This window comes from Clostridium sp. MCC353 (assembly GCF_018785315.1).
Lineage (GTDB): Bacteria > Bacillota > Clostridia > Lachnospirales > Lachnospiraceae > CHH4-2.
Genome location: NZ_WQPN01000109.1, coordinates 175,747 through 202,457, shown reverse-complemented (window position 1 = coordinate 202,457; position 26,711 = coordinate 175,747). Strand labels below are relative to the sequence as shown.

The following is a 26,711-nucleotide window of genomic DNA, read 5'->3' as shown; positions in this document are numbered from 1 at the left end:
TCCTTAGAATCTAACCTTAAGTTTTTCCATAAGCTTTTTCTCTTTTAACCAAGCAGTAACATCTGGTGTCAGATCTGCAACAGTAGCCTGTTGGGAGGATACCTTTTTTAGGAAACTCTCAATTTTCGAGCTGATTGAGAATGCTTCGATGATTTTCTTCGCAGCAGCAACGTCTGTTACAAGCTTGGATATTGCTCTGATGGACGGATCACCTTCGGTGGTTTTATTGATACCATCAACTAGCTCTTTAGCTTGTTTAGGGCTATCAGTCAGACTTCCAATCATAGAAAGATAGCCTGCAGGCCCTTTAGCGTAAGTACTTGCCGCGTCTTTCCAGACGACTTTTATTGAGGATGCAATCGCATCACCTTTAGACTCCAGCAACTTTACGGTAGCTAAAGATAACTGTTCCGCAGAATCTGGAGAAACACCATTTCCGCATGAATCAATACAAGTAAGCAGATCAGCCTTTACCTCTACTACTAGTATTGGCTCCGCAACAATGCCTTGTGATTTCATTTCTATGGCACATTTCAGGGTGTCTTCTATGTTTTTGGCCGTCTGATCCAACTGAGTCAAAGCCTTGAAATAGGACTCGGCTTTTGCCCTGTTGTCAGTTGCATTTCTACGCAGCTTAATGGCGGTTATACTTTTTTGAATTGTTTCAGTGAGTAGCATTAGACACCTCCGTAGCTTCGACGAATTCATACAGCTTTTTCATAGTTTCCAGAGCAGCAATGGACATCTCATTAATACCGTCAATTCCGTCGATCTTAGCTAATTCCTTGTTTGCAGTAGCTTCTTCTTTCTCGGCTAGGCCGGCAATTGTCTGTAAATCACGTAGAAAGTCCGCCAGAACATGTAAAGCGTTTCTTGAAAATACTGACAGTTTTTTTGCGTTGGATCGTTGTTCTTCAGCCTTCTTTATAGATTCCCTTGCATTCAAAATTTTCTTTGCAGTATCAATGGGTGTAGATTCGTACTTTGTACGGATCTCATTGCTGCCAATGATTCCATTGGAAGCGAAGACAGAAAAAAGGGTCTGAATCGCGTTCAGCGTTTGTAACAGATTTCCCTCATTAATGGGTCCAACATATTCTTCGATATTGTAAGAAACCTGTTTGGCTTTTTCAGATTCTGCTACAACCACTTTTATTACGCTCGGATATAGCTTTTTGAGCAGAGCCGCCTGGTTATAAAGGAGATGCTTATCGGGTATCGTGGACGGTATTTCAGCTTCGATGTCCCAATTACAATTCTTAAGCTTATTCAAAATAGACAACAACTCGTCCGCTCTAATGCACGAGGCATTTTGGGTATCAACCGCATAGTGGACAGCACCTTGCGTTGTCGATACCGATCTACAGAGCAAGGTATATGCACTATCAAATTCAGATTTCCTGTTTTGAACGAACTGAATCAGATCTCCCCATTCTTTTGTCTCGCGCTTATTTTTGTCATCGGCCTTATATGTGAAATCCGACATTAATGAATGTAAGAAGGTATATTTGTTCGTATTGTCGAGCTTACATCCAAAGATTTTTGCCTTAAGATACTGTAATACTAGGCACCATTCAATAACAGGAAGAGCGGGTTCGTTGCCTTTTGAAGCGGTAACTCGTTGGATGATGGAATCCTTTTCTCGCTCTAGCCAAGTGATCAGCCGTTGTTGGTAATACGCTGCGCTATCAAAATCCCACCCCTTTGAATACTTCAGTTCATTTAACGCGAGAAGAGCATCACGGCTTAATGTACTTTTATCCATTAGAACGATAGCTTTGTCTTGGTTTAATGGCGTGCTTTGATCGGTGATGAAATATACACCTAAATCTTCCAGGCGTTTCTCTGCAATGTATGCGGGAATTCCAATATCTTGCCAGTTGATAGCACCACCCTGGGATGCACCACCCTTGATTAGTTCTCTAAGCCATGTTCTATAGTCTACATCAAATTTAAGTGGTTGACTCTTTGTGAACCATCCGTTGATATCGTCTTTGTACTTCTGATAGCTTTTCGCTGCTTCATCAACTCTTGGCTTTTGCGGTTCGGGTTTCTGCGGTTTTTTTGTGCCTGTTGTTCCATCACCAGTGGTTTGATTTTCTGTTTTTAAATCACCAATTCCTTCGAAAGAATCCAAGCCAATATCGTCAAAGAATTTTTTGTTGATTCCGCCAAAGCGAATGGTTCCATCAGCCTCTTTGATTCCGGAAGCAGATCCATCTCCCCATAAAGCAAATATTGCTTTCAAACGGCTTCGATCACAAAGAGAAAGGCTTTCAATTCGATCAATAGCGGAACTGTGTGGATCCTTGCTCATCTGGACATTTCCTGGGTTCAGAGGGAAATACCATTCGTCGCCATAAATCTTCCCATCAAAATATTCTTTTAGCTGTGCACGTAAAACCTCTTTTAGGAACATACGAGGACTCTTTACGGGTAAGCTTTCATAAAGCGCAACGAGTGACGTTTTGTTGAAGGGATAAATAGTTGTTTCTTTCGAACCGATTTTAACAGTATCCCATTCGCAAGGAGGTACAAAAGTGTTGATCGGCAGCGAGTTAAAATCTGCCCCATGATCATTCCATTCGCGTAAGGTTGTGGCATCACAATAAATAGAATTAATATAGCGCCCTGCCATTTGCGTCAGGAATTCAGGGCTTCCAAATGATTCATCGGTAAGACTAATCTGATGGGTAACACGATCGGTGAAATTATCACGAAACTGGTCGTAGTAGTCATTTGTGATACCAATAATTGAGGTAACACGGCAGAGGTCTGCATAATCGCCGCCATGCTCTGTAGATAATACGGTAATCAGTTCTGAGTCAATACCCGTGAATCCCGTAAAGTCCTCAATAAACAGTGTGAGATTTTTTCCTTGCCTTTTTAGATCTTTTCGGAGTTGCTCAAAAACAGCTTTTGCACTTTCACTTGAAATGTCAGCGCAGCGTTTAACAACTTCACTCGTAAAACGGTTTAAGTAATTAACCAGTTTATGTATTTCATCTCGATCGCCCTTGATAGTAGATGCAAAATCGGATGCCTGAGGATCGCCCTGCTTGATTACGGCAGTAATAATTTTGCGCACATCAAAGTCTTCATCTGTAAAGACTTCTGTAGTTTTTAACACTTGATTGCTTGGTGCTGTAATAACAGTGTAGCATCTTGAAATAGCACCTCCCTCACGAAGAAGGTGATCTTTTACACGGCTGTCAGACAGATAACTGGAAATGTCGCGGCATATTACAGGCTTGTATGTATTGCCAGTTTGATCGTTACTAACCGCTACAATATAAGAATACAGGATATCTGTTAGGAATGCAGCCTCATCTTTAGAATCAGATGAGGCTATGAATTTTTTTATCTTCTGACTAACAGCAGGATCTTTTATAACATCCTGTTCAATTAATTGAGAGAAGACCCCTCGCACGGAGTTATTCAAACGACGCAGAAAAATCAGCTGCTCAGTTGTTGGATTATAAACTGTGGCTGGGCTCCCTTCCAGTCTGGCTTTCAAGAAACGAATAAGATGCGACTTACCGGTACCGTTATCACCTCTGACGATAATCATTCGATGGTCATTATCAGGATTGCATATAAGCTGAGCAAAGACTTCCTCTTCGCTATACATCTTGGGTGCGCTTTGAGTACGTCCACCTTCGTATACGGCCAATTGTGAGAAAGGCATGTGAGTGGACATGAAATAGGCGTCTTCTGTTGCCATATCATCCGTCTTTATGGCGTAACGCTCCATTGCGGATTTGTATTGCTCCCAACTCATTTTGCAACCTCCTTTCTAACCGTAATGTGAGAAAAGTCATTGATAGGATCACCGTCAACAGGATATAAGAAGATTCGATTAGAATCTCGCCATGTTTCAAGCTTGATTAACCCCAATTCATGTAAGGTTCTTAACCCTGCTGAAAATGCTAATGGCAATTTTCCCGACATGTCTACCTCAGGTACTTTTGTGGATATCCAAGTAATAAAATCTGTTGCTCGTATAGCCAGGTCATAGTTGAATTTTTCTGCAAAAGTAGTTGCCAAAATATCTTCTATTCTGATTTTCATATTGGGAATAATTATTGTTCCACTCAAATATCCAAAACCTAAAAATGTAGCCCAAAAACGCCAACCAAGGGCAGCGTTTTCACTCATATTAGAAAGTTCAGACACTTGAGATCCACAGGTTTTTGCCATGGATTCCCATGTTTTCAATGCGAAGATTTCTTCATTTTTTGAAATTACCCATTTTGTAAATAGATGAAACGTTGTGTCTTTTTTCAAAAGAGTGGTGATTCCAATGTGTCGCCGGAAGTTTACTGGCGACGCAACAACCATTGGGTTAACCGCAAGTTCGATCAAATTATCCTTCGTTCTGACAATATTTAACTCTTCTAAGGCAACTGACAAAGATTTGTTAATCTGATCAACTTCTTTTTCACCGCTCTGACCCATAGTCATTGCTTGACGTAGTTCCTCATGGGTTATGCTCTTTTGAGCAATTAATCTGCAAACAGAAAGTACACGCTCGGGAGTAGGTTCCATTCGCATACCATCTGGATTTGTCTTAAACATAGGCCCTCCTTAGAATTTGCTTAATGTGATAGTGTATCCATCCACACATTCTCTAAGCGCTTTTCCGTTGCTCATAACAAGTGCGTTTTCGTTGGAATATAAAACACATCTGTATCCGTATTTTTCTAGTTTTCTTGCATGCTTGAATAGAGATGATTTTGAAAAATTATCTCCATCAAGAACACATACCATGCCATTTGCGAATAAATAAGGGCAGTGGATTGTTGCAAAAAAGAATTCATCGTAGTTCAGCACTATACAATCCGATGAAACATTGGCGAGCAATTCGTTTGGAGCGATGAATATACCAACTTGGTTTTGACTCGCTTTTTCTGCCAGGGTAATGACTTCAGTCTCGGCACAAGGACCAGAACCTTCTCTACGGATAACCATTTCGGTAAAAGATGCAATATTACGTGCAAGCTTACGGCTAGGTACTGTAGGCGCTAATTGAATATCTGGGTCTAAACGTAATTTATAGTTTTCATCAGTAGTAACTCTGCCTTCAGGGTCCGCAGGGCAACCGTTACAGACTTCTTTTGACAGCGGATATAAATGCTTAAATATACGTCCCCAGCATTTAGATCTAGGCGAAGCAACAAGCTCACTAATGATTCGATATCCAGCCATTTGGGATTGATACTCGGTATCTCTTGGCTCGGCCAGACTATGTGTTAGTTTCTCGGGATCAGATAATTCTTCAATCTTAAGTAGTTTAACTCTTACGGAATAAGCCTTGTTTTCTTGGATATAACTTGCATCTAGCAGGTCAATATATCCCGTGCGATACAGAAATAGCAAAAGATTGATATTCCACGCAATATTTCGATTTCCAGCATATTCAGCCTGTTCATCAGTCATAGAAGTTGGCGGAGTGGCGGTGTCAAGAACACATTCATCAGCATCTATCATTGCCGAGGGACTATGCAACATACTGTTCCACCTAATTACTGCACGCTCTACCGTGAGTACCCTTTTATTAACGAGTCCTAATGCTCTTCTGACATCGCCTTCATAACTATTTTGGTTAGGCATAAACAGACTTAGAGACGGGAGCCTATCACGACCACCACGACCTACCTCTTGGTAAAAGCGACTGAGATTTTCGGGACAACATGCATGAATAATAGTTCTTACATCGGGCTTGTCTACACCAATACCAAAGGCCGAGGTAGCTAGCACGATATCGTATTCCTGGTTTTTCCAACCAGATAGAATGGTATCTCGGTCTTTTTCCTTCGTTTCTCCAGTAAAAACTGGGGTATTCAAAAAGCCTTCGTTTTTCAACTGTTTTTGTAAGTCAATTGCTTCGCGAGGTTCGAGAACGTAGACGACCATCGGTTTTGGCAGTAATTTAATGGCCTCAATGGTTTTTTTATCTTGTTCTGCTTTTGATCTTGTGGATTGAAAATAGAAACGAGGTTCTTGACGGAGTGTATCACACCGTACCTGCTTATTCTTTCCTTCAAGTCCAAACAATTTAAATAATGTTTCAACAACATCATCGGATAAGGTTGCAGAGAGAAGATAAGTTCTGAGTTTTTCTCCGGACGCAGTGCGCCATTTTCGTAAAGTAATTGAAAAAATCTGAAAGTCCGGTCGGAAGAAAACTCCCCAATCCGGGATTACATGTGCTTCATCGATTACCACATTTTTCAGAAATCTACTCTGCACAGATGCTTCTAAAAGTTTATATAATTCAGTATTCTTAAAAATCGCCTCTGGCGAGGTGAAGAGAATTCGAGTTTTCTGTTCCTTTATGGACTTTACGATAGATACTCGACTATCCGCAGATTGATCGCCTCTATAACAATAGATTTCTGTTGAATCCTTCAAGTTTCCTTGAGCTGCATGATACTGGTCCAAAGCCAATGCTACGGTTGGAACGATTACCAAAGTCATTCCGGCTGATACACTGGATAGCATTTGAGTTACAAGACTCTTTCCACCACCGGTGGGTTGTGAAACCAGAAGAGTGTATCCATCTGGTAGGGCTAATGCGGTATGAACAGCAATCTTTTGCTCAAAGCTCTTGTAATGCTGGAATACCGTATGGGTTCTTAAAAGATTATCTCCGCATGAGGGCCGTTTGGCATTAATCCCGTCATCCTGCTTAAGTGAGTACACATCGCGAACATAATGAGAAGGTGATAACCAATTGGGAATTTTCAAATCGCAAGAAATCTGATTATCGGCTTCTATCCGAAATCCCAGATCTACGCCTTTCTCTTTAATCAATTTATAAAGTCTGTCATTGACCTTTATACGACCCAAAATTAACGATAAATCTCTGATATTTAGACAGATATCCATGTCGGATGCGTTACCAGCCAGATATTGCCGATAACGGCGAATAAACCCCGTCACATATCGAGCTTTTGCAGATTCCTGTAGTGCATTAGGGGATGAACCAGGAGATATTAATTTGTTTAATTCAACAATGGCGCTTGCTGACTGAATTGCTCCTATCATGAATTGGCGCAGGATTTCTTTACTATCCATTTGTTCTCACCCTTAAAAAACATATAGCGTCCAGTTCGGGTTTTGCATTTTTTAAGGCCCGGAAAGTTACCTGGAAAATTTCTTTCTTTTGTTCAACAACGTCTGTATTACGTTCAAAATAGAGATATTCTGCACGATGACCATTTAATACTCGCTGCATCTCTGCGCGTGCTGCAGAAAGATTTGATTCCGTCGCTATTACTTTTTCTGCTTTCTTGTATGCTGTGGTCGAAATACTATCGACTAATGGTTCCCAAACACTTGGAGGCGTTCTCGAAATAAATGTTTCAAGCGGAGACATCATTCCCTTGTAGGAACTGCGGCGACCGATATGACGGGCCTCACTCAATTTTAGGTTAATTAGTTTACTTTTTACGGTCTCTTCAGATATCTCTCTGCTCTTCTGAGTGAGTGGGATACAAATCATTATTTGCTCAAGAGGAAGATACATTCGATACTGAGATAAAGTCTGCAAATCGATGTTGGCTTCCAACAATTCGTCTAACGGTGGCACAACATTAAAAATGAAGATTGCACCATCATAATTAAATGAACCCATTGTTTCGATTGCAGTACATCTTCCTCGGCTACAACCAACTGCGTTAGAGATTATGGAATCATATACAGAATCACCCGGTGCGAAGAAAAGGACATCTTCTCTTAGTGCGGCAGTCTTTCTGTTAAAAGAACCTAATATCTTTCGTTCTCTTCGCATCATAGAAGAGTTGGTATAAACGCTCCAATCCGGAGGAATAAATAAGGACTGCTTTGCTGCATTTATACTGAATGCGCTACTTCGGAATTCGATAAGACCGGTTTTTGTTGGCGGTTGAGCTGACAAGCCAGCCTGATGCCCCCAGCCCATCATTGCTGTCGCAAATATGTTGGTGTCTTCAGAGGTATACAGATTTAATACATTGTCTATTCCTTGGGCCATTGGACGATATAATGTAGCTCCAAGATCAAAGTCTTGTTCATCTTCAACGCTTTCCCGCATTTCTTCTGCTTGATCTAAGATGTTATCAAAAGCATTTGTTAGTCCTGTATTGTAATCATTTAGCAGGGCTTCAACAATCAAATCATTGAGTTCGCCAGTAATAATTTCCAGACCACTAAGAGACTGTTCAAACAGTCTCATGCCATTTTTCCAGATATTAAAGAGCTGTTCCTCAACGGTTTCAGTAGAGTACAAAACAACAGATTCAACATTCATTTCAGGCTCTCGCCCTAATCTATCTAGACGTCCTATTCTTTGCTCAAGCGCATTTGCGTTCCATGGCATATCAAGATGGAGAACCTGAGAGGCGTTCTGAAAATTGCGTCCTTCGCCACCAGTTTCATCGCACACGATAACACGACAACTAGAGTCATTCTGAAAAGAGTACACGCTATCCTCAAGCTCTTCTCGAGACATGTTTTTCCCAAAAGAAACTGCATAAATGTACGTATCGGCATAGTAATTATTGAACAGTTTAAGAAATGCGGTTAATGTTGCATTAAATCCTGTAAACACCACAATTTTGAAGTTTGGATCATCTAAAATAGGTGTTTCCTGATCGATATAATTCAGAGCATTCATTAATCGACCTTTAATCAAATCTGGATCCTCAGTCAGTGCAACAAAAACAAGAGCGTGCTCATTTTCTGCCTGTTGTTTCCAGGCGGTCGTGCTATCAATCAAAATACTGTCTTTAATATTTAAGGCTGTAAGAACATCTTCAAACGCCCATGGGCTGCTAAACAAAGCAGAGAGTAAGGGGATTGCTGTCTCAATTACATATTCTTCACCCTCCTCACCATTTTCCAATAAATATGCCAATGTGTTTTGAATTACAGCAATTTCATTGTAGTTTTCATTAGCAGACAGAGGCATATATGGAACTTCGTGAAGAGTTCGCTTGGCCATTTTTTCTTTTATTAACTGTCGGCGGTTACGAATAACTTTGCGCTCGATTCGGTAGTTCTCGCAGATATACGCAAGGGCTTGCTTAGCAAGGTCAAGACCATTGTCTTCTGAATTGAGATCAATTGAGTCAACAAGCTTTTTTAGGTAAGTATCTTCCAATGTGTCTGCAACTTCGCTCAGCTTATCACGAATGATGTCTTTATACTCGTCATAGCGCTCCAGTCGACCTAACTGTTGGTTTACAGTTTTTTGGATTCGTTGTTGCTTTTTTACCATCCAAGAAAACCGTTCTGGTGTCATTTCGGCATATTGTTCCGGATTGAGCAATGCAAGAAGGCGACGGTATTCCTCATTTCGATCTTGAATGGGAGTCGCTGAAAGCAATAAAATATGTTGAACTCTACGACTTAATGATTGCACATTCTGATACCACTCATTATAGTTGAGCAATCTATGAGTTTCATCAACAATTACAAGATCCCACGGAGTTACTAATGCAGCTTTTGAGTTAGAAAGTTCTTCCGTTGGAATAATACAAATTTGTGACAATGGAGAATTAATCTGAGCCTCTATGCCAAACTTGTAATGTAGTTCGTTTTTCCATTGAGTAGCCAATGCACCCGGAACAATTAGTAACGAACGAAATTTTTTTTTCTCGCTTGCTAAAATTTTCAATATAGAGCAAGCCTCAACGGTTTTGCCTAAGCCAACTTCATCAGCTAACATGTATCGAACTGGTATTGTCTCAAAGCACCTGGCTACGGTGCTTATCTGGTGAGACATCAAAAATGCGCGGCATCCAGCTAATACGCTAAAGCCATATGTAGCGTTATTCACCAAATGCAGATTACGACTTACCTTAAGATGGTTCAAGAACCATGTTGGATTTTGAAATTCATAATTTCGAAATTGTTTTACTGGAGAATAGTTCATCTGGGAATATTCAACTTTTAGGGCGGTCTCACATTCTTTGAAGATTTTTCCGTTTAGCAGCTTTATCCAATACCAATAGGGTTGGCTTTCGTCGTAAGGAACTGCAGATCGAGAGATAATGATACCGCGTCCACGATTGCTCTCAACAACGCCACCTGATATTGCTTCGCAGCGAGTAACAGCGTCAGCACGAAAAACATTATGTTGAAAAATATTACTGTAATATTCGCCACTGCCCAGAAGATCATGCATTTTCACTTTTACGGCGTCTGCCAACTCGTTGTATTCAATTACCTGGGCAAGAACAAAGAGACGAGGAAATTCAGAATCTCCTTCTTCAATAACTATTGGGCATCGATAATAGCATCCTTTTAACATGGAAGTTTTCTCCTTTGAAGATATCTCATCAGAAAAAGTAAATAATTATCTCATTTGCTTTCCAATAAGAAATGGCTCCACACACATTCCGCGATGGACACAATAGGTGCACCAATCGGAAGGAATGGCGGTTTTGTCTGTGTTGATAGTTTGGTTTATGTAGTCTCGTGCCTCTGCGCACAATGAATCTGCCAATGTTTGTTGAGCAGGCTGCGAACTGAGCAATGGAAGTTTATGAAGTGAGTACTCTTTTTTGGGCCATACAGTTGTTGTAAGAGACTCAAATTTTGCATAAGGATTTTTGGTTTCAGTTTCTGAAATATCGATGATATACTTTGCCAAGCCGAACCGCTTTCTGATCTGCATATGTTTATCGTCATAAGCAGATACCGTTGTCCCGCGGCTTTTATTAATAACCTCGAATTTCAGATAATTGAAGGCTCTGTTCATCAGATCATGTATTTCAGTTGGTTTCCAGAATCTAAAATAATCTTTGAGCTTTTCGCTTTCGGTTCTAACGAACAGCTCAAGATGTTCACTGGCAGTTACACAAGGCTGTTTTTCGATTCTTTTCCATACCGCTTCAATTAGCAGATTTTCATACAGTTTTTGATACAGGAAATTCCCTTGGATTATAGGTGAATTTTCAGTAACATAGTCTAAGAAGAATTTATAAGGGCACAAATACATATCCATCATTTGCATGGGATCATACTTTATTTTCTGGGTTTTTTCTTGTCTAATATTGATGGACATAGGAATCGAAGCGGATGGCAATTCCATCGACACAGAAACAGGCTCTTTAAATCCAAGTATAGATAACAGAGCATAGGGTTCTGTTACTTCATCACCGTACTGTTTTACATAGCTGATTCGCACATCACAACGGTTGAAGCAGAGGCCATAGAAAAGAGCGTATCTAAGGAAATTGCTTCTTTCACCTAGCGCAGTGTAATAAACCTGGAACTGAAGATCCACTGGTGCGTAGGCTACACGAATAAATTCATCAGTAAGAGGCCAAGGAAGCTGATCATTTACCGTCATATTCATATCTCTATCAGATACACATCCGAAATGATATGTTTTCACCTGTTCCTGCTCAAATTGATGTTTACTCTGAAGGATATCACCATCTATCTGTTCAAAGTTTTTCACAATCCAATCTACTGCAGGCTCTGATGTTTCTTTTTGTTTGAGGTAGTAGTATAAACCTTCTCTTAAATCTCGGATAGTTCCACTAAATTCAGATTTATCAGGACGAATTTCGCTAAGGCGCAGTTGTAATGCGTTAATTAACTCGCGCTCTTTTGAAGTTGCTAGCGAAAGTTCTCTCTGTTTAAGGAACTCTTCAAGATTTTGAAAATGGCTTCCGAAATCAATGTAGTCTCGATGGTCGGGACTTTGGACGAACAGGTATTTAGCAATCTCGTTAATTTCTTCAATTGCTTTAATCAGTGCAACGATATCTTTTTCCGATACTTTATATTTGTTGTATATCGAGAGGCTGCGCAGATTATCATTCTCACTAATTGAGGCATTAACTTTCTTGTAATTACTCAGAAATTCATCTGCTATCTCAGAATGAAACTCTTCATAAGTGCTTATGTTTTCAAACAGAATTTCAATCGAATAAAATGTTCTAAGCAAAACCTCTCCAGGTGCTGCATTCAGAATCTTAGAAGAAAGGCATTCTTTAAGCGCAGGCATATCCATGAGGATAGCCTGCTTCTCATAATCCCACAGCCGATAGATAGCAGAGAAAAATTGACCAATAGGATAGGCCAAAAAATGACGTTCTTGAGAAAATTCCGGATGGTAGATTCTAAGCAGAGTATGAACGTCTTTGTTTGCCGTATATACCTGCTCAGTCATAGCATTTAGAACCTTTGCATTACTGAGCGTCAAACTGCCTCTAATTTGAACGGGTGCTTTTTCATAACATCTATGCTTTGCGTCCTCGACATGCATAGAGACAAAATGCGCATATTCAGTGATGTTAGCGAATTCCCTGTATTGAATGCTTTTATATAACTGACGCCATTGAGAAAGCGGCACTCGGTTTATCTGCTTTCGATTTTCGCAAATTTCACCCAAGGCGCAAGCGAGTGCATTACTTGGATTCTGCATTGTGGGCATTTGATATTCTGAAACCGCAGTATCGTGCTGAATGGGTACTCCAAAGCAACTATAGATATCATTCCACGACGAATAAATCTTCGTATATTTTTTTTGGTAATTGTACAGGAAAATAATATTAATTCCCTGCTTGTCTAAATCTAATAACAGACGCAACTGAACAGGAGTAAACTGGTGTATCCCATGCACAATAATGCTCGTAAATTGCTGACTTTCGGTCAATTTCTTAGCCCGCTCGCAACGCTTTACTTCTCGCTCTGTCCCACGACAATCATCAATTTCCTTTTCGGCAAGATCAACAACTACTTCTTTTACCTTGGACAGATGAGGTGTGTCCGGAAATTTGAAAATCCCATTGTTTTGAACACTATTTAAAATCTCTACAAATAGCTGTTGCTCTGTATTTCCTTTTGATTTATCAATCGATTTTGCAGGAATATCTAGCTCTATAAACAATCTTAATGCTTCGAGAAAATACTTTTGGTTCTGTATGAGCGCAAGAACAAACGGATTGTCGATGGTTGCGTTCCCAATCTGTTTCCCTAGAAGACGACTATAGATAGATGTTAATCGGCTATACTGCTTCACACGAAGGCTGATGTTATCAGTCCAGGATTTATAGATTCCTTCATGTTGAACAAAATCATCAAATGCACAAATTAGACCTTTGATTTTATCGCCATAAATGTCTTTTAAACCATTTACCAAGGTACGTGCAGAGCAGAAATGCGGCAAAGAAGATATTTCATCCCAGAAATCAGTCTCATCTAATTTATATGGATCTTCATATGTATAAATTTTAAAAGACACCTGTTAATCCTCCTTGCTAATAAGGTTTTGCCAAGAAAGTGCGTTCTTTCCCTCTAATTCAATCCATGAGAACGAGCGTATAGCACGTGTCATAGCTACGTAGAGAATTCGTGTCTCTTCCCGACTTTTTTCGGCCTTTTCAATGGCATTGTCAAAATACGAATTTTGAACTGTACTGCCGGTTTCACTGACGCTCATGCTATATCCAATTTGATACTGGTTATCTTCTTTCTTGACACTGACATGCAGCTGCGTCGATTTGACACGGTCAATAGGGGCAGAGCAAAACGGCAATATAACATGCCCATATTCCAACCCTTTTGACTTATGAACAGTAATGCAGTGAATCAAGTCTTCATCGCTATTTTCGGACGGGATTCGGCTATCGACAGACACTTGCGAAATAATACTGTTATATAAATGATCTCTAAGAGTGTTTATCGTAAGCCGATCCACGTTGCATGCGTTAATTAATTGCTCAAAAAGAAGATCCACATTGAGCTGATAATAGTGCTGTTTCGTAAGATTTTCTGGAGTATAATTCTTCCAAGGTTCCAATCGTGCATATATGGATCGTATAGCCTGCAAGATGGGCTTCGTTCGGAGACTTTCAACAAGCAATTCCCAGCTTTTTTCATAATCCTCTGTGTTTGCAAGCAGGGGATTCAAGCATTTAATGAGATAGTTTACTTGGTCGTATTCATCGGCTTTAGTCCGCCAGCCACCAGCGCGTATTTTTGCTCGTATTTCAAACAAATTCGATTTTGGAATATCCAGATTGAAAAAATTTGAAACTGCAAGGCTGTAAAGGTATTCCGCCTGGTCATAGTTAACCAAGGCGTTAATCAGAGTCATCATGTCAAGAGCTGGCTGTGACATATACAAATCACCACCGGTGTTTGTTTGTATATTGGCAATGCCAAGCTTAGCACATTCCTTTCTAACCATCTCGGCTTGCCAATTTTCTCGCACAAGGATAGCGATACTTCTCTCTTCTGTAGAGAGTTTTGCGCCACGCTGTTTTTCATAGGCGATCCATTTCTGAATGCGCCTGATTTCCTCAACCAGAGCAGGAATCCTTCTACCTTCGTTCTGAACAGGAATTCTTCTATAAAATCTGTTGGTGTTGCAGGACAGGTAAGAATTGTAGTTTTTGGTGCCAATCAGTCTATCGCTACGAGAAGCAGCTATTTGGTATTCAAGTAATCTGTCAGCGCGTGCTGCCCAGTTAGAGAAGGAGTGGTCAAAAATATCTAATAAAGCAGTGTCGGTCCTATAATTTCGTTGAAGAGAAAAATCCATCCACTTGTCAGAATTTTCTGCAATTCTCAATTGGTTGAAGGCTTCTTCTTCCGCACCGCGGAATCGATAGATGCACTGTTTTATATCACCGACAACAAACATTCTATAATCGAGGTAGTTCGCAATTTTTAGAAGAGACTCGATCTGAGAGTCGTCCGTGTCTTGAAACTCATCAACGAACATAAACTGTGTTGCATATTTGTCTCGTTTAAGTTCTCTGATTCGCTTTTCACTTCCAGATGCATTAATGAAACGGCTAAGTGTAGACATCATGGTGTTCAGATGAATTTTGTTTTCTTCCTGAAGCTCACTTAAATATTCACGCTCTACCTGTGGAATCACTGCAGCAAGCAATTCATGAAGAGCGACATGGGAATCGCCAGCAGCTAATGAACCAAAGTCAGTAGCTGAAATCTCATCAACGCTTACGCTTTTATTGTGCAGCTTTGCAATAAAATCCAGGATATTGTCCCTGATGGCATAAACAGGCATGCCAAGCATCTGACCATACTGCGCACTTCCATATTTTATAGCGTTTTTTCTGATCTCAGAATCGAGGATGTCTGAGATTTTACGACGCCTATTATATTCACTTGAAGTTATACCAAGGTCGATTCCGTATCCAAAAGATGTTCCCAACTGAGCAATTAATTTTTTTGCGTAGGAATGGATAGTACTGATTTGCATGGAATCTACACATGAAATAATGCTCAAGTATTCCGCATTGGAAGTTAGAAGATAGCAATTACGAAAGTACTTTTTCAGCTTACGCTTCATTTGGTTGGCCGCTTCGTTTGTAAATGTAATCATCACAATCCGATTAGCCATTTTCTGCAGTGTGACATTTTGGGTATAACAAACATATGCAATACGTGAAATCATGGTATAGGTTTTTCCAGTACCTGCACCAGCACGTATTACTATGTTTTTATTAGTATCAGCATGCTCGACAAGATATTGCTCCACATTAAAACTACTAATGTTTGACAGCGCTTTTAATGCGTTTATTTCTTGCGAAGAAATACAACCGTTCGAAATTCTAAAAGACGGAAGATTAGTGTTTTGAGCAGCCACACTTAAAGAGATATGGAATGCTTTAAAATTCTTGGGAGTGTCAGAAAGTATGGGACTATGTTTGCCAGTATTATCAAAGTCATAATCAAGACTTTCTCCATCACGAATGAGCCCGTGAGAAGAAAGTGCACCATCAATTGCTGTTGTGAGAACGTGCAATTGAGTATCATCAGAGAAAACGCCATATATTTTACAACCAGCAAAATATTCGTTAATCAGGTCTGTGAGCTCAACACTTGAAAATGACTCATCGGGAGCCATATACAAAAACCGAGAGTAATCATGTTGATGAAAGTCAACGTTTGTTACTGGGGCAGTATCTTTACTGGGATCAGAGAGATTAATTCCGGTTTCGAAAAGATTTCGGACTTCGAGCATGGTCCTTGTATCAAAAGGATCACGTTTCCAGGTGACTGTTTCGCGAAGCGCCTGATCAAGCTTTGCAAAGAACGCCGTATTGCTCTCAAGATCTTCCCTCAATATAGTGAACCGTTCTTCCATTACAATGTCTAAACGATTCGCGTGATAGAAGTTTTTTGATACCTGAGGCAGACAAACCAGCTGACAAACCAAAGGGAATTTGTCTATGCTTTGCCTTAAATGGCGCTCTAAAGAAAAGCGATAGCCACGAGACTGCTTCTGAGGAGATGATTGAATTTCACCAGTTTCAGTTTGAACTACAACATATTCGTTATTTACCACGTGAAGTATATTTTCCTCACGCCAGCCTTTAAGTTCTACAACCAGGATTCCTTTTCCAGGCATAAGAATACACACATCAAATTCCCGGCCAAAAAGCTGGCGGTTCCAGTAAATGATGTGGTTATTATCTAAATATTGGCAGGCTTTTGATATGAATAGTTTTTCACCATAATTGCCATCATTCGTACCGCCGATAATTCTAGCCATAACGATACCTCGTTTCTGAGAAGTTGGATGTTATTCCTCATCTGCCGAAATTCTACAAAATCATCAATAGGGCAGCCTTAGGCAACGCAAATTTTTTATAAAACTTCAGCTGATACGTTTTCATTACGAGTCAGCTTTTTGTGGTGTAGTCACTTACTCCGGCTAACCGCTCTAAATCTTTCTTTTTCATGTCTAGATCAATAAGAATATGCCAAAGCTTTTTATAACTGATTGCCACTTATGAGCCCTCTATATTAAGACCCAAGAGTTCACACATCTTAGTAAATTATATCATTGTATCCGTCGATAGTAAACCGATAATGGCAAAATTTCGCCGTTCCGTTCGTGCGGAATAATTATAATAAATCTAGAAAAAATTACTACGATTACTAAGATTGTCCAAAGCCAGATGCGTACTTTTCGGCTATATGCCATATTTGATATTCCTATTTTTTCATTTTCCTACCTTTTAACACGACTTGATGTTGATAACTTTTTTACTTCACTTGTATTTACAAGTTTAATAGATAATATGGGTTTGCACCCGATCCAGTAACTGAAACACTAAATGGTGGTTTCAGACTAAGTGACTGATGTGCAAAAAAACCAACTGTATGCATATCTCTTTCTCCAGAAGAATCAACAATAAATGTGCAATTTCCATTCTGCGCGTCATAATAGTTGTCATCTATCACTGCGTTGATTTATATCTACCACCATATCTGTTACCATTACTTTGCTTACATAAGTCGGAGTCTGATTCTTGGTTGTACCACCACTGTATATATATTTGTATTACACGTTTGCACTTTTTTCTGCCTGAACCCAACTATTCCAACTAACTGTTATCATATCTTTTCGTTTAATAACTGGCTGCCCATTCCATTCGAAATTAAAACGAATTCCGGAGCTTGTACGATTTGCCGATGCATATATGTACAATAATCAATGCTTAAAACGATGGATACCGTACAGTCCTCACGAGACTAAAAAAGGTGCTCCTGACCTTCTTTTTAGACAAAGAGAAACTGTTCCTGTCCTATTTGATGAACCGTTGCACAGCCGGCACCGTCCGTATGGTATTTGACCACCTAGAAAAACGCTTGGAGTATGACGTCCTTATTCTGTTCCACATAATCTTCACAGACCGCAGAGCAGAATTTTAAGCTGATTGAAATTCAGACATTATTAGCAGATGCCGGCTATAAACCCCAGCCATAGCGAAACCCCTGATTGATGATGTAATTCAGCCATTGTTTTCGTATAAAAGGCCTATGACTAAAATGGGATATTTACGAAAAGATGACTACGTTTATGATGAACAGTACGACGGCTTTTTTTGTCCAAACAATTAAGTGTTAGAATATAGCATAACAAATCGGAATGAATACCGTGAATATAAGAGCTGCGGAGAAGTATGCGGAACATGTCTTTACTTATGTGAATATGCAGGAAGCTGTGATCATGTTAAAGTGGTAACACGGCATATCTGGAAATTCTACATGGAAGAATGTGAAGAGATCCGCTATACATTGGGAATGAAAGAACTTTACGCATAGAGAAAAGAAACCATTGAACGTTTATTTGGAATGGCAAAAGAAGCGCATGGTTTCTGATATACGCAGATGAAAGGAAAAGCTCGGATGGAAATGAAGGTCGAACTGGCTTTCGCAAGTGCGAATTTAAAGAAGCTGGCAAAGTTAAAACAGAAACAGGGGTTGTTTGACCAGTCAGGTCATGCTTTACTAAAAAAACTTGCATCGAAATTCAGTATAAAAGAAATACGGTGTTTGCACTCCAACACCGTATTTGTCTACAGATTTGGCGCTTCTAAGCCTGTTCTACAGACTGATTTACGGCTCCTTTTTTATACAACATATTGAGGGGAAGGTTTTTATCCACTTCACAGAGCAGTCCGGTTTTTACAAGTAGCTGCATCAGTTATAAATTTACCTTTGAATGAAATGAAATTAATTTATTACAAGTGTTGTGGGTTAGATATTCATAAAGATTTGATTGTCGCTTGTATACTTGTTGGTAGGAAAAAAGAAATAAGGTCTTTTGGAACAATAACAGATGAGATTATTAAGGTTGCCTCGTGGTTAAACAAAAATGAGATACAGGTGGTTTCAATGTAGGCAACAGGAGTTTATTGGAAAACAATTTATAACCTGTTAGAAGAGGAATCGTTTAAAACCTTAGTTGTAAACGCTCAATTCTACTTTGGAAGGAGCTAATATCAAACTCGGTTCTGTCATAACTGATATTTCTGGTTAAACAGGAATGGGAATACTCTGTGCAATTGCAGATGGAAATACAGATGCCGAACAGTTAAGCAAGCTTGCCAGAAGCTTTGTCGTAAGCAAAAAAAAGGAGCTAAATAGAGCATTGAAGGGCTACTTAAAAAAGCATCAAAAAATTATGATCTGGAATCAAGTGGAACATGTAAAGGCACTAGATAGCATCATTACTCAATTAGACGAGGAGATTAAAAAACAGAATCAAACGAAGAGTTAATTTAGAGTTTGGATGGGATTCTCGGAATAGGGAAACGGACAGCAGAATGGATTGTGGCAGAAATAGGTTTTAGTATGGAGTAATTTCCTACAGTAGCACACCTCTGCTCCTGGGCCGGATTAGTACCATGTAATAATGAAAGTGCAGGGAAAAAGAAGAGCACACATCTCCGAAAAGAGAATAATAAAATTAGGGGAAAAGCCAACGATCTCCATGGGCTCATTAAGCATACTATTTTATTACTTTTTTTAATATTTAACTTTTCAGAGCAGTCTGTATGCCCGCCAAAAGCGAGCTTATTTAGGATGCTTGTTTATAGGGGCGCCACTGAATCATGTTTTCAGGACAGCAATGCATCTGCTTCAATTCGGAGTCAATCTTGTTTATATCAGAGCTTTACTGGGACATTCTGATATTGCTACAACTGAAATATACGATCGGTCAGACGAAAAAATGAAATGCAAGGCATTGATGGAGGTGTAATAGTCTAACATCTGACGAACTGCCGACATGGAAAAAGGATAAATCCCTTCTTGATTGGCTGAAATCTTTGTAAGGAGTTCTTCCGAATTATGCAGAGTCCAAAGAGCCCATACTCACCATAAAATCAACAAAGTGTGGCCTCACCTTTGCATAATAACTTACTTTTCATAATATACCCCTACGTTGTGCCTCCAGCACTACATAGGCCGCCCGGCTCAGGAGGCGCCCGTCTTTCCGTATCTTATAATGCACGCAGTCAATAAAGACATAGGGATAGAGCGGGGGCAGCGGACGAGACTGCCACTCCTTCACCTGTGGCAGGATCTTATCGGTAATCTTACTAACCATCTCTGCCGACAACTCAATCCCATAGAGATCCTGTAGCTGGTCATGGATACCCCGTGTGCTCATTCCTCTTGCATACAAGGAGATGACATTCTCCTCGATGCCAGAGATGTCATGCTGATATTTGGAAATCAATTTTGGCTCAAACTCCCTGCTGCGATCCCTGGGAACAGTCACCTAGAACTCCCCATATTGGCTTTTGAGAGTTTTTTGAGGAATATGCATTCCGTTTATTATCAGTTGTTATATTCCCCTTCTGATTCTTTTCATATCCAAGGGAAGCATTCAGCTCCGCTTCTATGAGTTCCTGAAGGATGATCTTAAAACTTCCTTTGAGAAAGGAATTAACATTCGCAACTCTGGAAAGGTTGTTTTCTGAAATAATCTATCGAATTTGTTCCTTAGCCACTTCCATAAAAAATACAAACTAATTTACACTACCGTAGGAATGGTATATGAAATGTGGTCAATAATATCTATAGTCATAAATGCTTATATTATAAATATTTTGTTTGCCCTCCCGCTTGCGCAACCACCCCTCGGCATGTGCCCCCCCTCCCTTCTTCAACGTTTTTCAGCCGTCATCCAGTTCAAAGCTGGTTGTCGCCTCTCTTATGAAACTTCAGGAATCTTGAGAAAATCAAGGATCCTGAGGTTTTTGTTTTTTAAAAGATTTTGTAGAATAGTGTAAAAATATTAATTATAACTTGCTTTTTTAAAAATAAATATATATTATAAGCTGCAACTGATGAAAATATAATAATAAAAAATATATTAATTACACATTATAAAATATGCACGATTTTTTTGGGGGGTGTATACTATGATAAAGTGAGAAAACTATATGAGCAGGATACGGCCGTTTATAGGAAATGAATTGATTAAGGTTTTGATCGGTATCAGGCGAAGCGGAAACTCTGTTATGCTTCAGTTGATACAAGAAGAGCCTTTAGCAGCAGGTATATTGAGAGAACAGTTTATTTTCGTCAATTTTAAAAATATGAGTAATTCGTATTTATGTACAACAGAGGCGTTTCACGATGAGATATGCCGAAGGAAAGAGCAGATATCTGGTAAGATGTATTTATTTTTTGATGAAATACAAGAATTTGCCAATTGGGAGAAGTGTATTAACTCTTTCGAAGTAGAATTTAACTGCGATATCTACATTACGGACTCGAATGCAATATTGCTTTCGTGTGAACTTGCTACTTACCTTGCAGGGCGTTATGTGGAATTTGCTATTTATCCCTTTTCTTATGTGGAGTTTATGGGGCTGTATCAGACGATATTTCCCGATGCAGATTTCAGAGAGATGTTTGATAAATATCTAACAGTTGGAGGGATGCCTTATCTTAGAAATCTGCGTTATGAGGTAGAGCCGTGCATTCAGTATCTGCAGGAGTTGTATAACTCGGTGGTTTTAAAGAATGTGGCAAAACGCAATCGTATACGTGATGTAGATTTGCAGGAGCGGATTATTTCCTATATTACGGCAAATATAGGAACCCCGTTTTCTGCTACTGCGATTTCCAAGTATTTAAAAAGAGAGGGAAGAACAGTGCTCCCGAAACGATTTTAAATTATATTAAGGCCTGCGAAGAAGCATTTTTATTTTATAGGGTAAAAAGACAGGATTTGCAGAGAAAGAAGATTCTCACAGTTAATGAGAAATATTATATAGTAGACCAAGGAATCAAGGAGGCTGTATTCGGGGGGAACCGGAGAAATATAAATTTGATTTTGGAGAATATAGTTTTTATGGAGCTGGTGAGACATGGATATCAGGTAACAGTTGGAAAGGCTTCAGAGAAGGAACTTGACTTTGTATGTGAACAGAGGGGAGAAAAGCTATATGTACAGGTTTGCTATCTGCTGCCGTCAGTGGAGACGATATAGAGAGAATTCGGGGTGTATAATACGGTAAAAGATAATTATCCGAAATATGTAGTTTCTATGGATGAATTTGATATGAGCCGGAATGGAATTAAACATTGGAATGTTCGCGAGTTTTTAATGGAGAAAGAATGGAACTGAGGAGGAACCAATGCCAAATACATTAGAGTACTATAATCAAAATGCAAAAGAGTTCATCGACTGCACCAGATCCTTGAATTTAACGGATTTGCAGGATAAATTTCTTAGTTATATAAAACCGGGAGGTATGGTTCTGGATTTCGGCTGTGGGTCGGGACGGGATACTAAGTATTTTTTGGAAAACGGATTTCAGGTAGAAGCCATTGACGGATCCATAGAATTTGTCAAAATGGCTTCGGAGTATGCGCAGATTGAAGTGAAACAGATGTTATTTCAGGAACTGGATGAATTGGAGAAATATGATGGGATTTGGGCTTGTTCTTCGATTCTGCACCTGACAAAAGAGGAATTGGCCGACGTATTTGAAAAGATGGAAAGGGCTCTTAGATCGAAAGGAATTCTTTATTCTTCTTTTAAGTATGGCGAAAGGGAAGGGGAGCGGAATGGGCGTTACTTTACAGATATGACGGAAGAAAAGATAAGTGAAATTACAAATATAGCGGATCTGTTCTCTATAGAAGAAATGTGGCTGAGTTTTGATAAGCGGCCAGGAAAAGAAAATGAAAAATGGCTGAATTTAATTTTGCGGAAAAAGAGATAGGCTGTATCTGACGCAGAGATAGACTGTATCTGACGCGAAGTACAGCCAGTACAACCTTAGGAAATAGTGATAAACTTTATTGCAAGATGGAATAGACTGAGCACAGGGGGAGTTCAATTCCCCCTGTCAAACATCATCCCGCCGAACAAATGCTTTAATTCTTCCTGGCTCTTTAAATTCAGTTTTTTCAGCAGTCCGGCTTTCTGATTATAAATCGTTTTAGCTGTTGATCTCAGCTTTACATCTTCCCCCATCATCATTAAAAAAACTGACCGTTCAGCGGTGGATAAATCCGATAAGATCAGGGAATTGATCATATATTCCTGCGGTGTGGGGCCGGAGGCGGCTTTTCGTATGGTATCGGGTAGTATGGAAAACTGGCTTTTGAAGACGTAGGCGCAGGCAAAAGAATTTTTACAGGCTTCGATTGTGATCTGTGGGTCTTCGAAGGCGGTGAGTATGATGACTTTCGCGTCTGTAAGGAGCCGGATTTCCCTGGACGCTTCGATTCCGTCCAAATGCACGCTGGACAGGTTTAGGTCCATGAGCACAATATCGGGCTGGAGGCGGCAGGCCATTTCAATAGCGTCCTGGCGGTTGAAGGCGCAGCCGACGGCTTCCATTTGTTCTTCTTTGTCGATCATGCTTTTTATAAGAAATGAAAAGTCTGCATCATCTTCTACGATTAATATCCGTATTCTATCGGGCAAAATCAATCCCTCCTTTTATTTAGCGTCCCATTTTTGACGGGGAAGTTCAGGGTTATGGTGGTTCCATATCCCTCCTGGCTTTCCGCCTGTATGGTGCCTCCGTGTTTATGCATAACATTGCGGCAGTAGTATAGTCCCAGTCCCATGTGGTGATTGGTGGTTTTTGTGGTGTAGTATGGGTCAAACATATTTGACAGCTGTGAGGATGGGATGCCAGAGCCTGTATCCGTGATAGAAATGCAGGCGTATCCATGTTTTCGGGGGGCTGAGTAAGTGACTGTGACGGTTCCCATTTCTCCCATGGCATCCAGGGCGTTGTCCAGCAGGTTGCTGATGACCTCGCTTACATGTTTATAATCGCAGTATAATGGCTTATCGGAAATAAAATTCGTTTGGAAAGTGACGCCTGGTTTCAGCAGGCGGACATCCTGGATACAGGTTTCAATCATTTTTTTCACATCTACCGGCTCCGGCTCGAGAATGATATCGTCGGAGTAGTCTTTGATTTTGGCCATATAATCGTTTAAATGCTGGGCAGAACGGACGATTATCTGGACCAGATCATCAATTTCCTGGCTGACAGGGGGCTCGGCATTCTGTATGCTGTTTGCGCACCATTCTATTTTGGCTGTTTCATTTTTTACAACATGGCGTATGAAATGGGCGCTTTTATTGATCAGGCGGCCTTCTTTGTTCCAGTCATAGGCCTGATGCACAAACTTTGTCCCCATAATCCCTTCGTTAAATGCATGATAAAGGTAGTAGACCAGAAGCAGCAAAATAATGAATAAATTTCCCTGCCATAATTTAAAAAGCGGTTTAATTCTCAGGGCGTGGATCAGAAATGCGCTGAGCAGTTCGTACCAGATTGGAATCAGCGTCAGGAAGGCTACAAGGCGTTTTTGATGGTAAGTAACGGATTCCCGTTCTTTTCTCAGGGTGCTGATAATCAGGTAGGTGAAGAAGATTCCGTACAGCCAGTTATAGGCGGCGGCAGTCAAATAGTAAACGTAATCATAGAGCTGAAAATAGCGGGTCTGAGTATAAGGATAACGCAGGCCGAATAAAACAGCCGGAATGAAAACGCCGATGCGGAGCCAGAAAAATAGGCGCGGGCGGTATTTATCCAGGTTGCGGAAATAAAGTGCAAAAACGACAGCGGACGGCATGGCATAATAATACATGACAGCTGTGAGCACGGAATAGATCGTATAGGACAGGGTTTCGTTCATCAGCCAAGGATAATTGCTGCTCAGTACCGGGAATAACGTGAAATAAAGGTATTCTTTGAATACTCCCATGCTGAAACACATTCCGCTGATAAAACACCAGCGGTTCAGCTTGTTATTGCGGTTCCCAAGATAGATAAGGAAAAATAAAAGCCAGATTAAGATTGTGAACAGAAGGAGAAATTCGCCGGGAAGCCCTTTTGATTTTCCAATTAACATAGTGGTCCTCCGTTTTATATGATTTACGGTATTTATGTAAGTTTTTAGTTGCCTTAAACGGAAATCCGATTATTTGATCTGAGATTTCCAGTCGTTTCAACGGGAAATCCGGTTGTTTGATCTGAGATTTCCATTCGTTTCAACGGGAAATCCGGTTATTTGATCTGAGATTTCCAGTCGTTTCAACCGGAAATGCGGTTATTTGACCTGAGATTTCCAGTCGTTTCAACCGGAAATGCGGTTATTCAATCTGAGATTTCCAGTCGTTTCAACCGGAAATGCGGTTATTTGATCTGAGATTTCCAGTCGTTTCAACCGGGAATCCGGTTATCTGATATGAAAATGCAGTTGTTTAACGGATTTCATATCCGGTTATATGAGATTGACCGCCGGCTGGTTCATATTGGCTGCCAACTTTTATTTTAATTATAACGGACGATTATATAAATTTAAAGCGGTGTCAAGTCTAAATGTCCTAAAAATTTTGGGAACATTAGAGAAATGCAGTATGGTATTATTGTATATAAATAATGGGTAAAAGTCGAATAAAATAATGAAAATATAGAAAAATATGATGAATTATAAGACTTTTTATGGCCGGAATCCTGCATAGCTGATGGAAATTATGATCCTGTATCCAGAGCGTGTCTGAAGATTCATTCCTGTCAGATGCACGCCCCACTTTGCGGTATGTTTGGACCAAATTCAGGTTACATAGCCCGCTGTGCGCCCTTCATTTGGCCCAAATCTCCCACAAACTGGGACGCACATCTGACGGAAAGCAATTTTCAGACACGCTCTGGGGATATAAAATACCGTTTCACGGTCTAAAAATGCCGTTGACATTTACCGGAAAAATTAACTGCTACTATGTACATAGAAACATATCCCGGGGCCAGGATGCAGCCAGGGCCAGCGGCGCTGAAGCATCGCCTGAGAGGGGAAAGAGTGCTTATGAAAAAGGAGGAGACGTATGGAGGTATTTGAAAATGCTGCATTGGAGAGCGCTGCATTGGAAAATCTGGATCAAATGGATGAGGTGAATCAGGACAGTGTGCTGCCGGAATTTATGCGAATGGATGAGACCAAGGAGTTCGCGCCGTCGATGGAGATCCAGGCGGTGGAGATCCGGGACGTATTTCTGGATGTGCCGGAACTTCAGTATGATCAATGGATAGAACTGGGGATGGAAGAGCGGATCGGGACTTTGAATGATTTTGAAACCAGGATAGCGGAAATTGAACATAGAACTCCTATGGAAGTACGGCATGAAGAGATGAGAGACACGTTGATGGGATATTATGACGGAGAATCCCTTGTATTGTCGGAAAAATTCCTTATGGATAATTCTTATGATTCCTATAAGGAAACGCTTAATACCTTATTCCATGAAGGAAGGCATGCCTATCAGGATTATAATTTGAATGTGGAACGGGTGGAACAGAGTGCAGAGATGGTGCAGGCCTGGGATGTGAATAATAATATTCTGGGATATAAAGAGCCTGAAAGCATCATTCCTGAGCTGGGATATTTGGAATATTACTCTCAGCCTGTGGAAGTGGATGCGAGAGTATTTGCTGAAAAAGTCATTAATGCGCTGAATATTTAAAGATACCTATAAAAATAACTATAAAGATACCTGTGAAGACAGAAAGATATATTTTGGAATACAGGGAGTACGGGATTAAAGATTTATGCCGGGTGGGCCAAATGTCCCGGAAAAAAGTTGCAGAATATCGATATGGAATGGAGGAAAATATGAGAGAGATCATCATAAAACGCCTGGGCTGTACGCCGGAAAGGGCGGAATCTATTGAAAAGAATCTGAAGGAGCTGAGTGAACCGTTAAGACCGCTTTTAGATGCATGGCTGGAACAGGGAATCGAAGACGATGATACCATGTACAGCGGTTATTCTCTCAACTCATTGATGAGGGATTATGACATGAAGTTTACAGGAGCCCTGCTCACACTGGATTGGCTGGTGAAGGAGCCAAAAGAGGCGGCAAAGGCGCTGAAATCAGGGATTCGTTAGGACGGGAG

The 26,711-nt window shown here is 40.2% G+C and carries 15 protein-coding genes and 6 pseudogenes; 8 read left to right on the top strand and 13 right to left on the bottom strand.

All coding sequences use genetic code 11. From position 1 onward, the window contains the following. Window positions 1–3: 3 nt before the first annotated feature. From GPL15_RS19140 to GPL15_RS27580, 8 genes and pseudogenes are all read right to left on the bottom strand, one after another. Entirely contained in the window at window positions 4–678 is a 675-nt protein-coding gene (locus tag GPL15_RS19140) for a hypothetical protein (RefSeq protein ID WP_215700279.1), read from the bottom strand. Continuing rightward, window positions 665–3,781: a hypothetical protein gene (locus tag GPL15_RS19135; protein WP_215700278.1), complete on the bottom strand. Its 3,117-nt coding sequence runs from the start codon at window positions 3,779–3,781 to the stop codon at window positions 665–667. Before GPL15_RS19135 ends, GPL15_RS19140 begins: the two co-directional genes overlap by 14 nt. Further along, entirely contained in the window at window positions 3,778–4,578 is an 801-nt protein-coding gene (locus GPL15_RS19130; RefSeq protein WP_215700277.1) for a hypothetical protein, read from the bottom strand. The genes GPL15_RS19135 and GPL15_RS19130 overlap by 4 nt, the downstream gene beginning before the upstream one ends. 9 nt (window positions 4,579–4,587) lie before the next feature. Continuing rightward, window positions 4,588–7,080, bottom strand: a complete 2,493-nt coding sequence (locus GPL15_RS19125) for a helicase-related protein (protein ID WP_215700276.1) — start codon at window positions 7,078–7,080, stop codon at window positions 4,588–4,590. Further along, the gene (locus tag GPL15_RS19120; protein ID WP_215700275.1) at window positions 7,073–10,297 is read right to left on the bottom strand and encodes an SNF2-related protein; all 3,225 of its coding nucleotides are present in this window, start codon (window positions 10,295–10,297) and stop codon (window positions 7,073–7,075) included. The genes GPL15_RS19125 and GPL15_RS19120 overlap by 8 nt, the downstream gene beginning before the upstream one ends. A gap of 45 nt (window positions 10,298–10,342) precedes the next feature. After that, window positions 10,343–13,243 carry a hypothetical protein gene (locus tag GPL15_RS19115; protein ID WP_215700274.1) on the bottom strand — a complete coding sequence of 967 codons (2,901 nt, stop codon included), beginning with the start codon at window positions 13,241–13,243 and terminating at the stop codon, window positions 10,343–10,345. Window positions 13,244–13,246: 3 nt separating this feature from the next. Continuing rightward, window positions 13,247–16,528, bottom strand: a complete 3,282-nt coding sequence (locus GPL15_RS19110) for a UvrD-helicase domain-containing protein (RefSeq protein WP_215700273.1) — start codon at window positions 16,526–16,528, stop codon at window positions 13,247–13,249. Between the two features lie 98 nt (window positions 16,529–16,626). Further along, window positions 16,627–16,766 (bottom strand): annotated as a pseudogene (locus tag GPL15_RS27580) (helix-turn-helix domain-containing protein); the annotation flags it as partial. Between the two features lie 926 nt (window positions 16,767–17,692). Between GPL15_RS27580 and GPL15_RS27575 the strand changes: the two are divergent. The 3 genes and pseudogenes from GPL15_RS27575 to GPL15_RS27570 all read left to right on the top strand — a co-directional run. Then, window positions 17,693–18,246: pseudogene (locus GPL15_RS27575) on the top strand (transposase); the annotation flags it as partial. Window positions 18,247–19,053: 807 nt separating this feature from the next. After that, window positions 19,054–19,227 (top strand): annotated as a pseudogene (locus tag GPL15_RS19105) (IS110 family transposase); the annotation flags it as partial. Window positions 19,228–19,396: 169 nt separating this feature from the next. Next, window positions 19,397–19,528, top strand: coding sequence for a hypothetical protein (locus tag GPL15_RS27570; protein WP_252198503.1), 132 nt, complete (start codon window positions 19,397–19,399; stop codon window positions 19,526–19,528). A 165-nt stretch (window positions 19,529–19,693) separates the two neighbouring features. Here the strand turns inward: GPL15_RS27570 and GPL15_RS28130 are convergent, their stop codons facing one another. Continuing rightward, window positions 19,694–20,050, bottom strand: a complete 357-nt coding sequence (locus GPL15_RS28130) for a transposase (RefSeq protein WP_346345001.1) — start codon at window positions 20,048–20,050, stop codon at window positions 19,694–19,696. Beyond that, window positions 20,016–20,189 (bottom strand): hypothetical protein, encoded by a 174-nt coding sequence (locus GPL15_RS28125; protein WP_346345005.1) that lies wholly within the window; start codon window positions 20,187–20,189, stop codon window positions 20,016–20,018. Before GPL15_RS28125 ends, GPL15_RS28130 begins: the two co-directional genes overlap by 35 nt. A gap of 528 nt (window positions 20,190–20,717) precedes the next feature. Here GPL15_RS28125 and GPL15_RS19090 point away from each other — a divergent pair. Beyond that, window positions 20,718–21,910, top strand: a pseudogene (locus tag GPL15_RS19090) (ATP-binding protein). Between the two features lie 10 nt (window positions 21,911–21,920). Then, complete coding sequence (locus tag GPL15_RS19085) at window positions 21,921–22,511, top strand: class I SAM-dependent methyltransferase (protein WP_215700272.1); 591 nt, start codon at window positions 21,921–21,923, stop codon at window positions 22,509–22,511. Between the two features lie 113 nt (window positions 22,512–22,624). On the opposite strand, the gene GPL15_RS19080 is transcribed toward GPL15_RS19085, so the two are convergent. The 3 genes and pseudogenes from GPL15_RS19080 to GPL15_RS28120 all read right to left on the bottom strand — a co-directional run. Next, complete coding sequence (locus tag GPL15_RS19080) at window positions 22,625–23,221, bottom strand: response regulator transcription factor (protein WP_215700271.1); 597 nt, start codon at window positions 23,219–23,221, stop codon at window positions 22,625–22,627. Between the two features lie 2 nt (window positions 23,222–23,223). After that, complete coding sequence (locus GPL15_RS19075; RefSeq protein WP_215700270.1) at window positions 23,224–24,669, bottom strand: sensor histidine kinase; 1,446 nt, start codon at window positions 24,667–24,669, stop codon at window positions 23,224–23,226. A gap of 591 nt (window positions 24,670–25,260) precedes the next feature. Next, window positions 25,261–25,401: pseudogene (locus GPL15_RS28120) on the bottom strand (DUF6783 domain-containing protein); the annotation flags it as partial. On the opposite strand from GPL15_RS28120, the pseudogene GPL15_RS28115 reads away from it, so the two are divergent. The 3 genes and pseudogenes from GPL15_RS28115 to GPL15_RS19065 form a co-directional block, all read left to right on the top strand. Then, a pseudogene (locus GPL15_RS28115) lies at window positions 25,378–25,500 on the top strand (DUF6783 domain-containing protein); the annotation flags it as partial. The pseudogenes GPL15_RS28120 and GPL15_RS28115 sit on opposite strands and share 24 nt — an antisense overlap. A gap of 142 nt (window positions 25,501–25,642) precedes the next feature. Then, entirely contained in the window at window positions 25,643–26,278 is a 636-nt protein-coding gene (locus GPL15_RS19070) for a hypothetical protein (RefSeq protein WP_215700269.1), read from the top strand. Window positions 26,279–26,427: 149 nt separating this feature from the next. Further along, window positions 26,428–26,703, top strand: a complete 276-nt coding sequence (locus GPL15_RS19065; protein WP_215700268.1) for a hypothetical protein — start codon at window positions 26,428–26,430, stop codon at window positions 26,701–26,703. Window positions 26,704–26,711 lie beyond the last annotated feature (8 nt).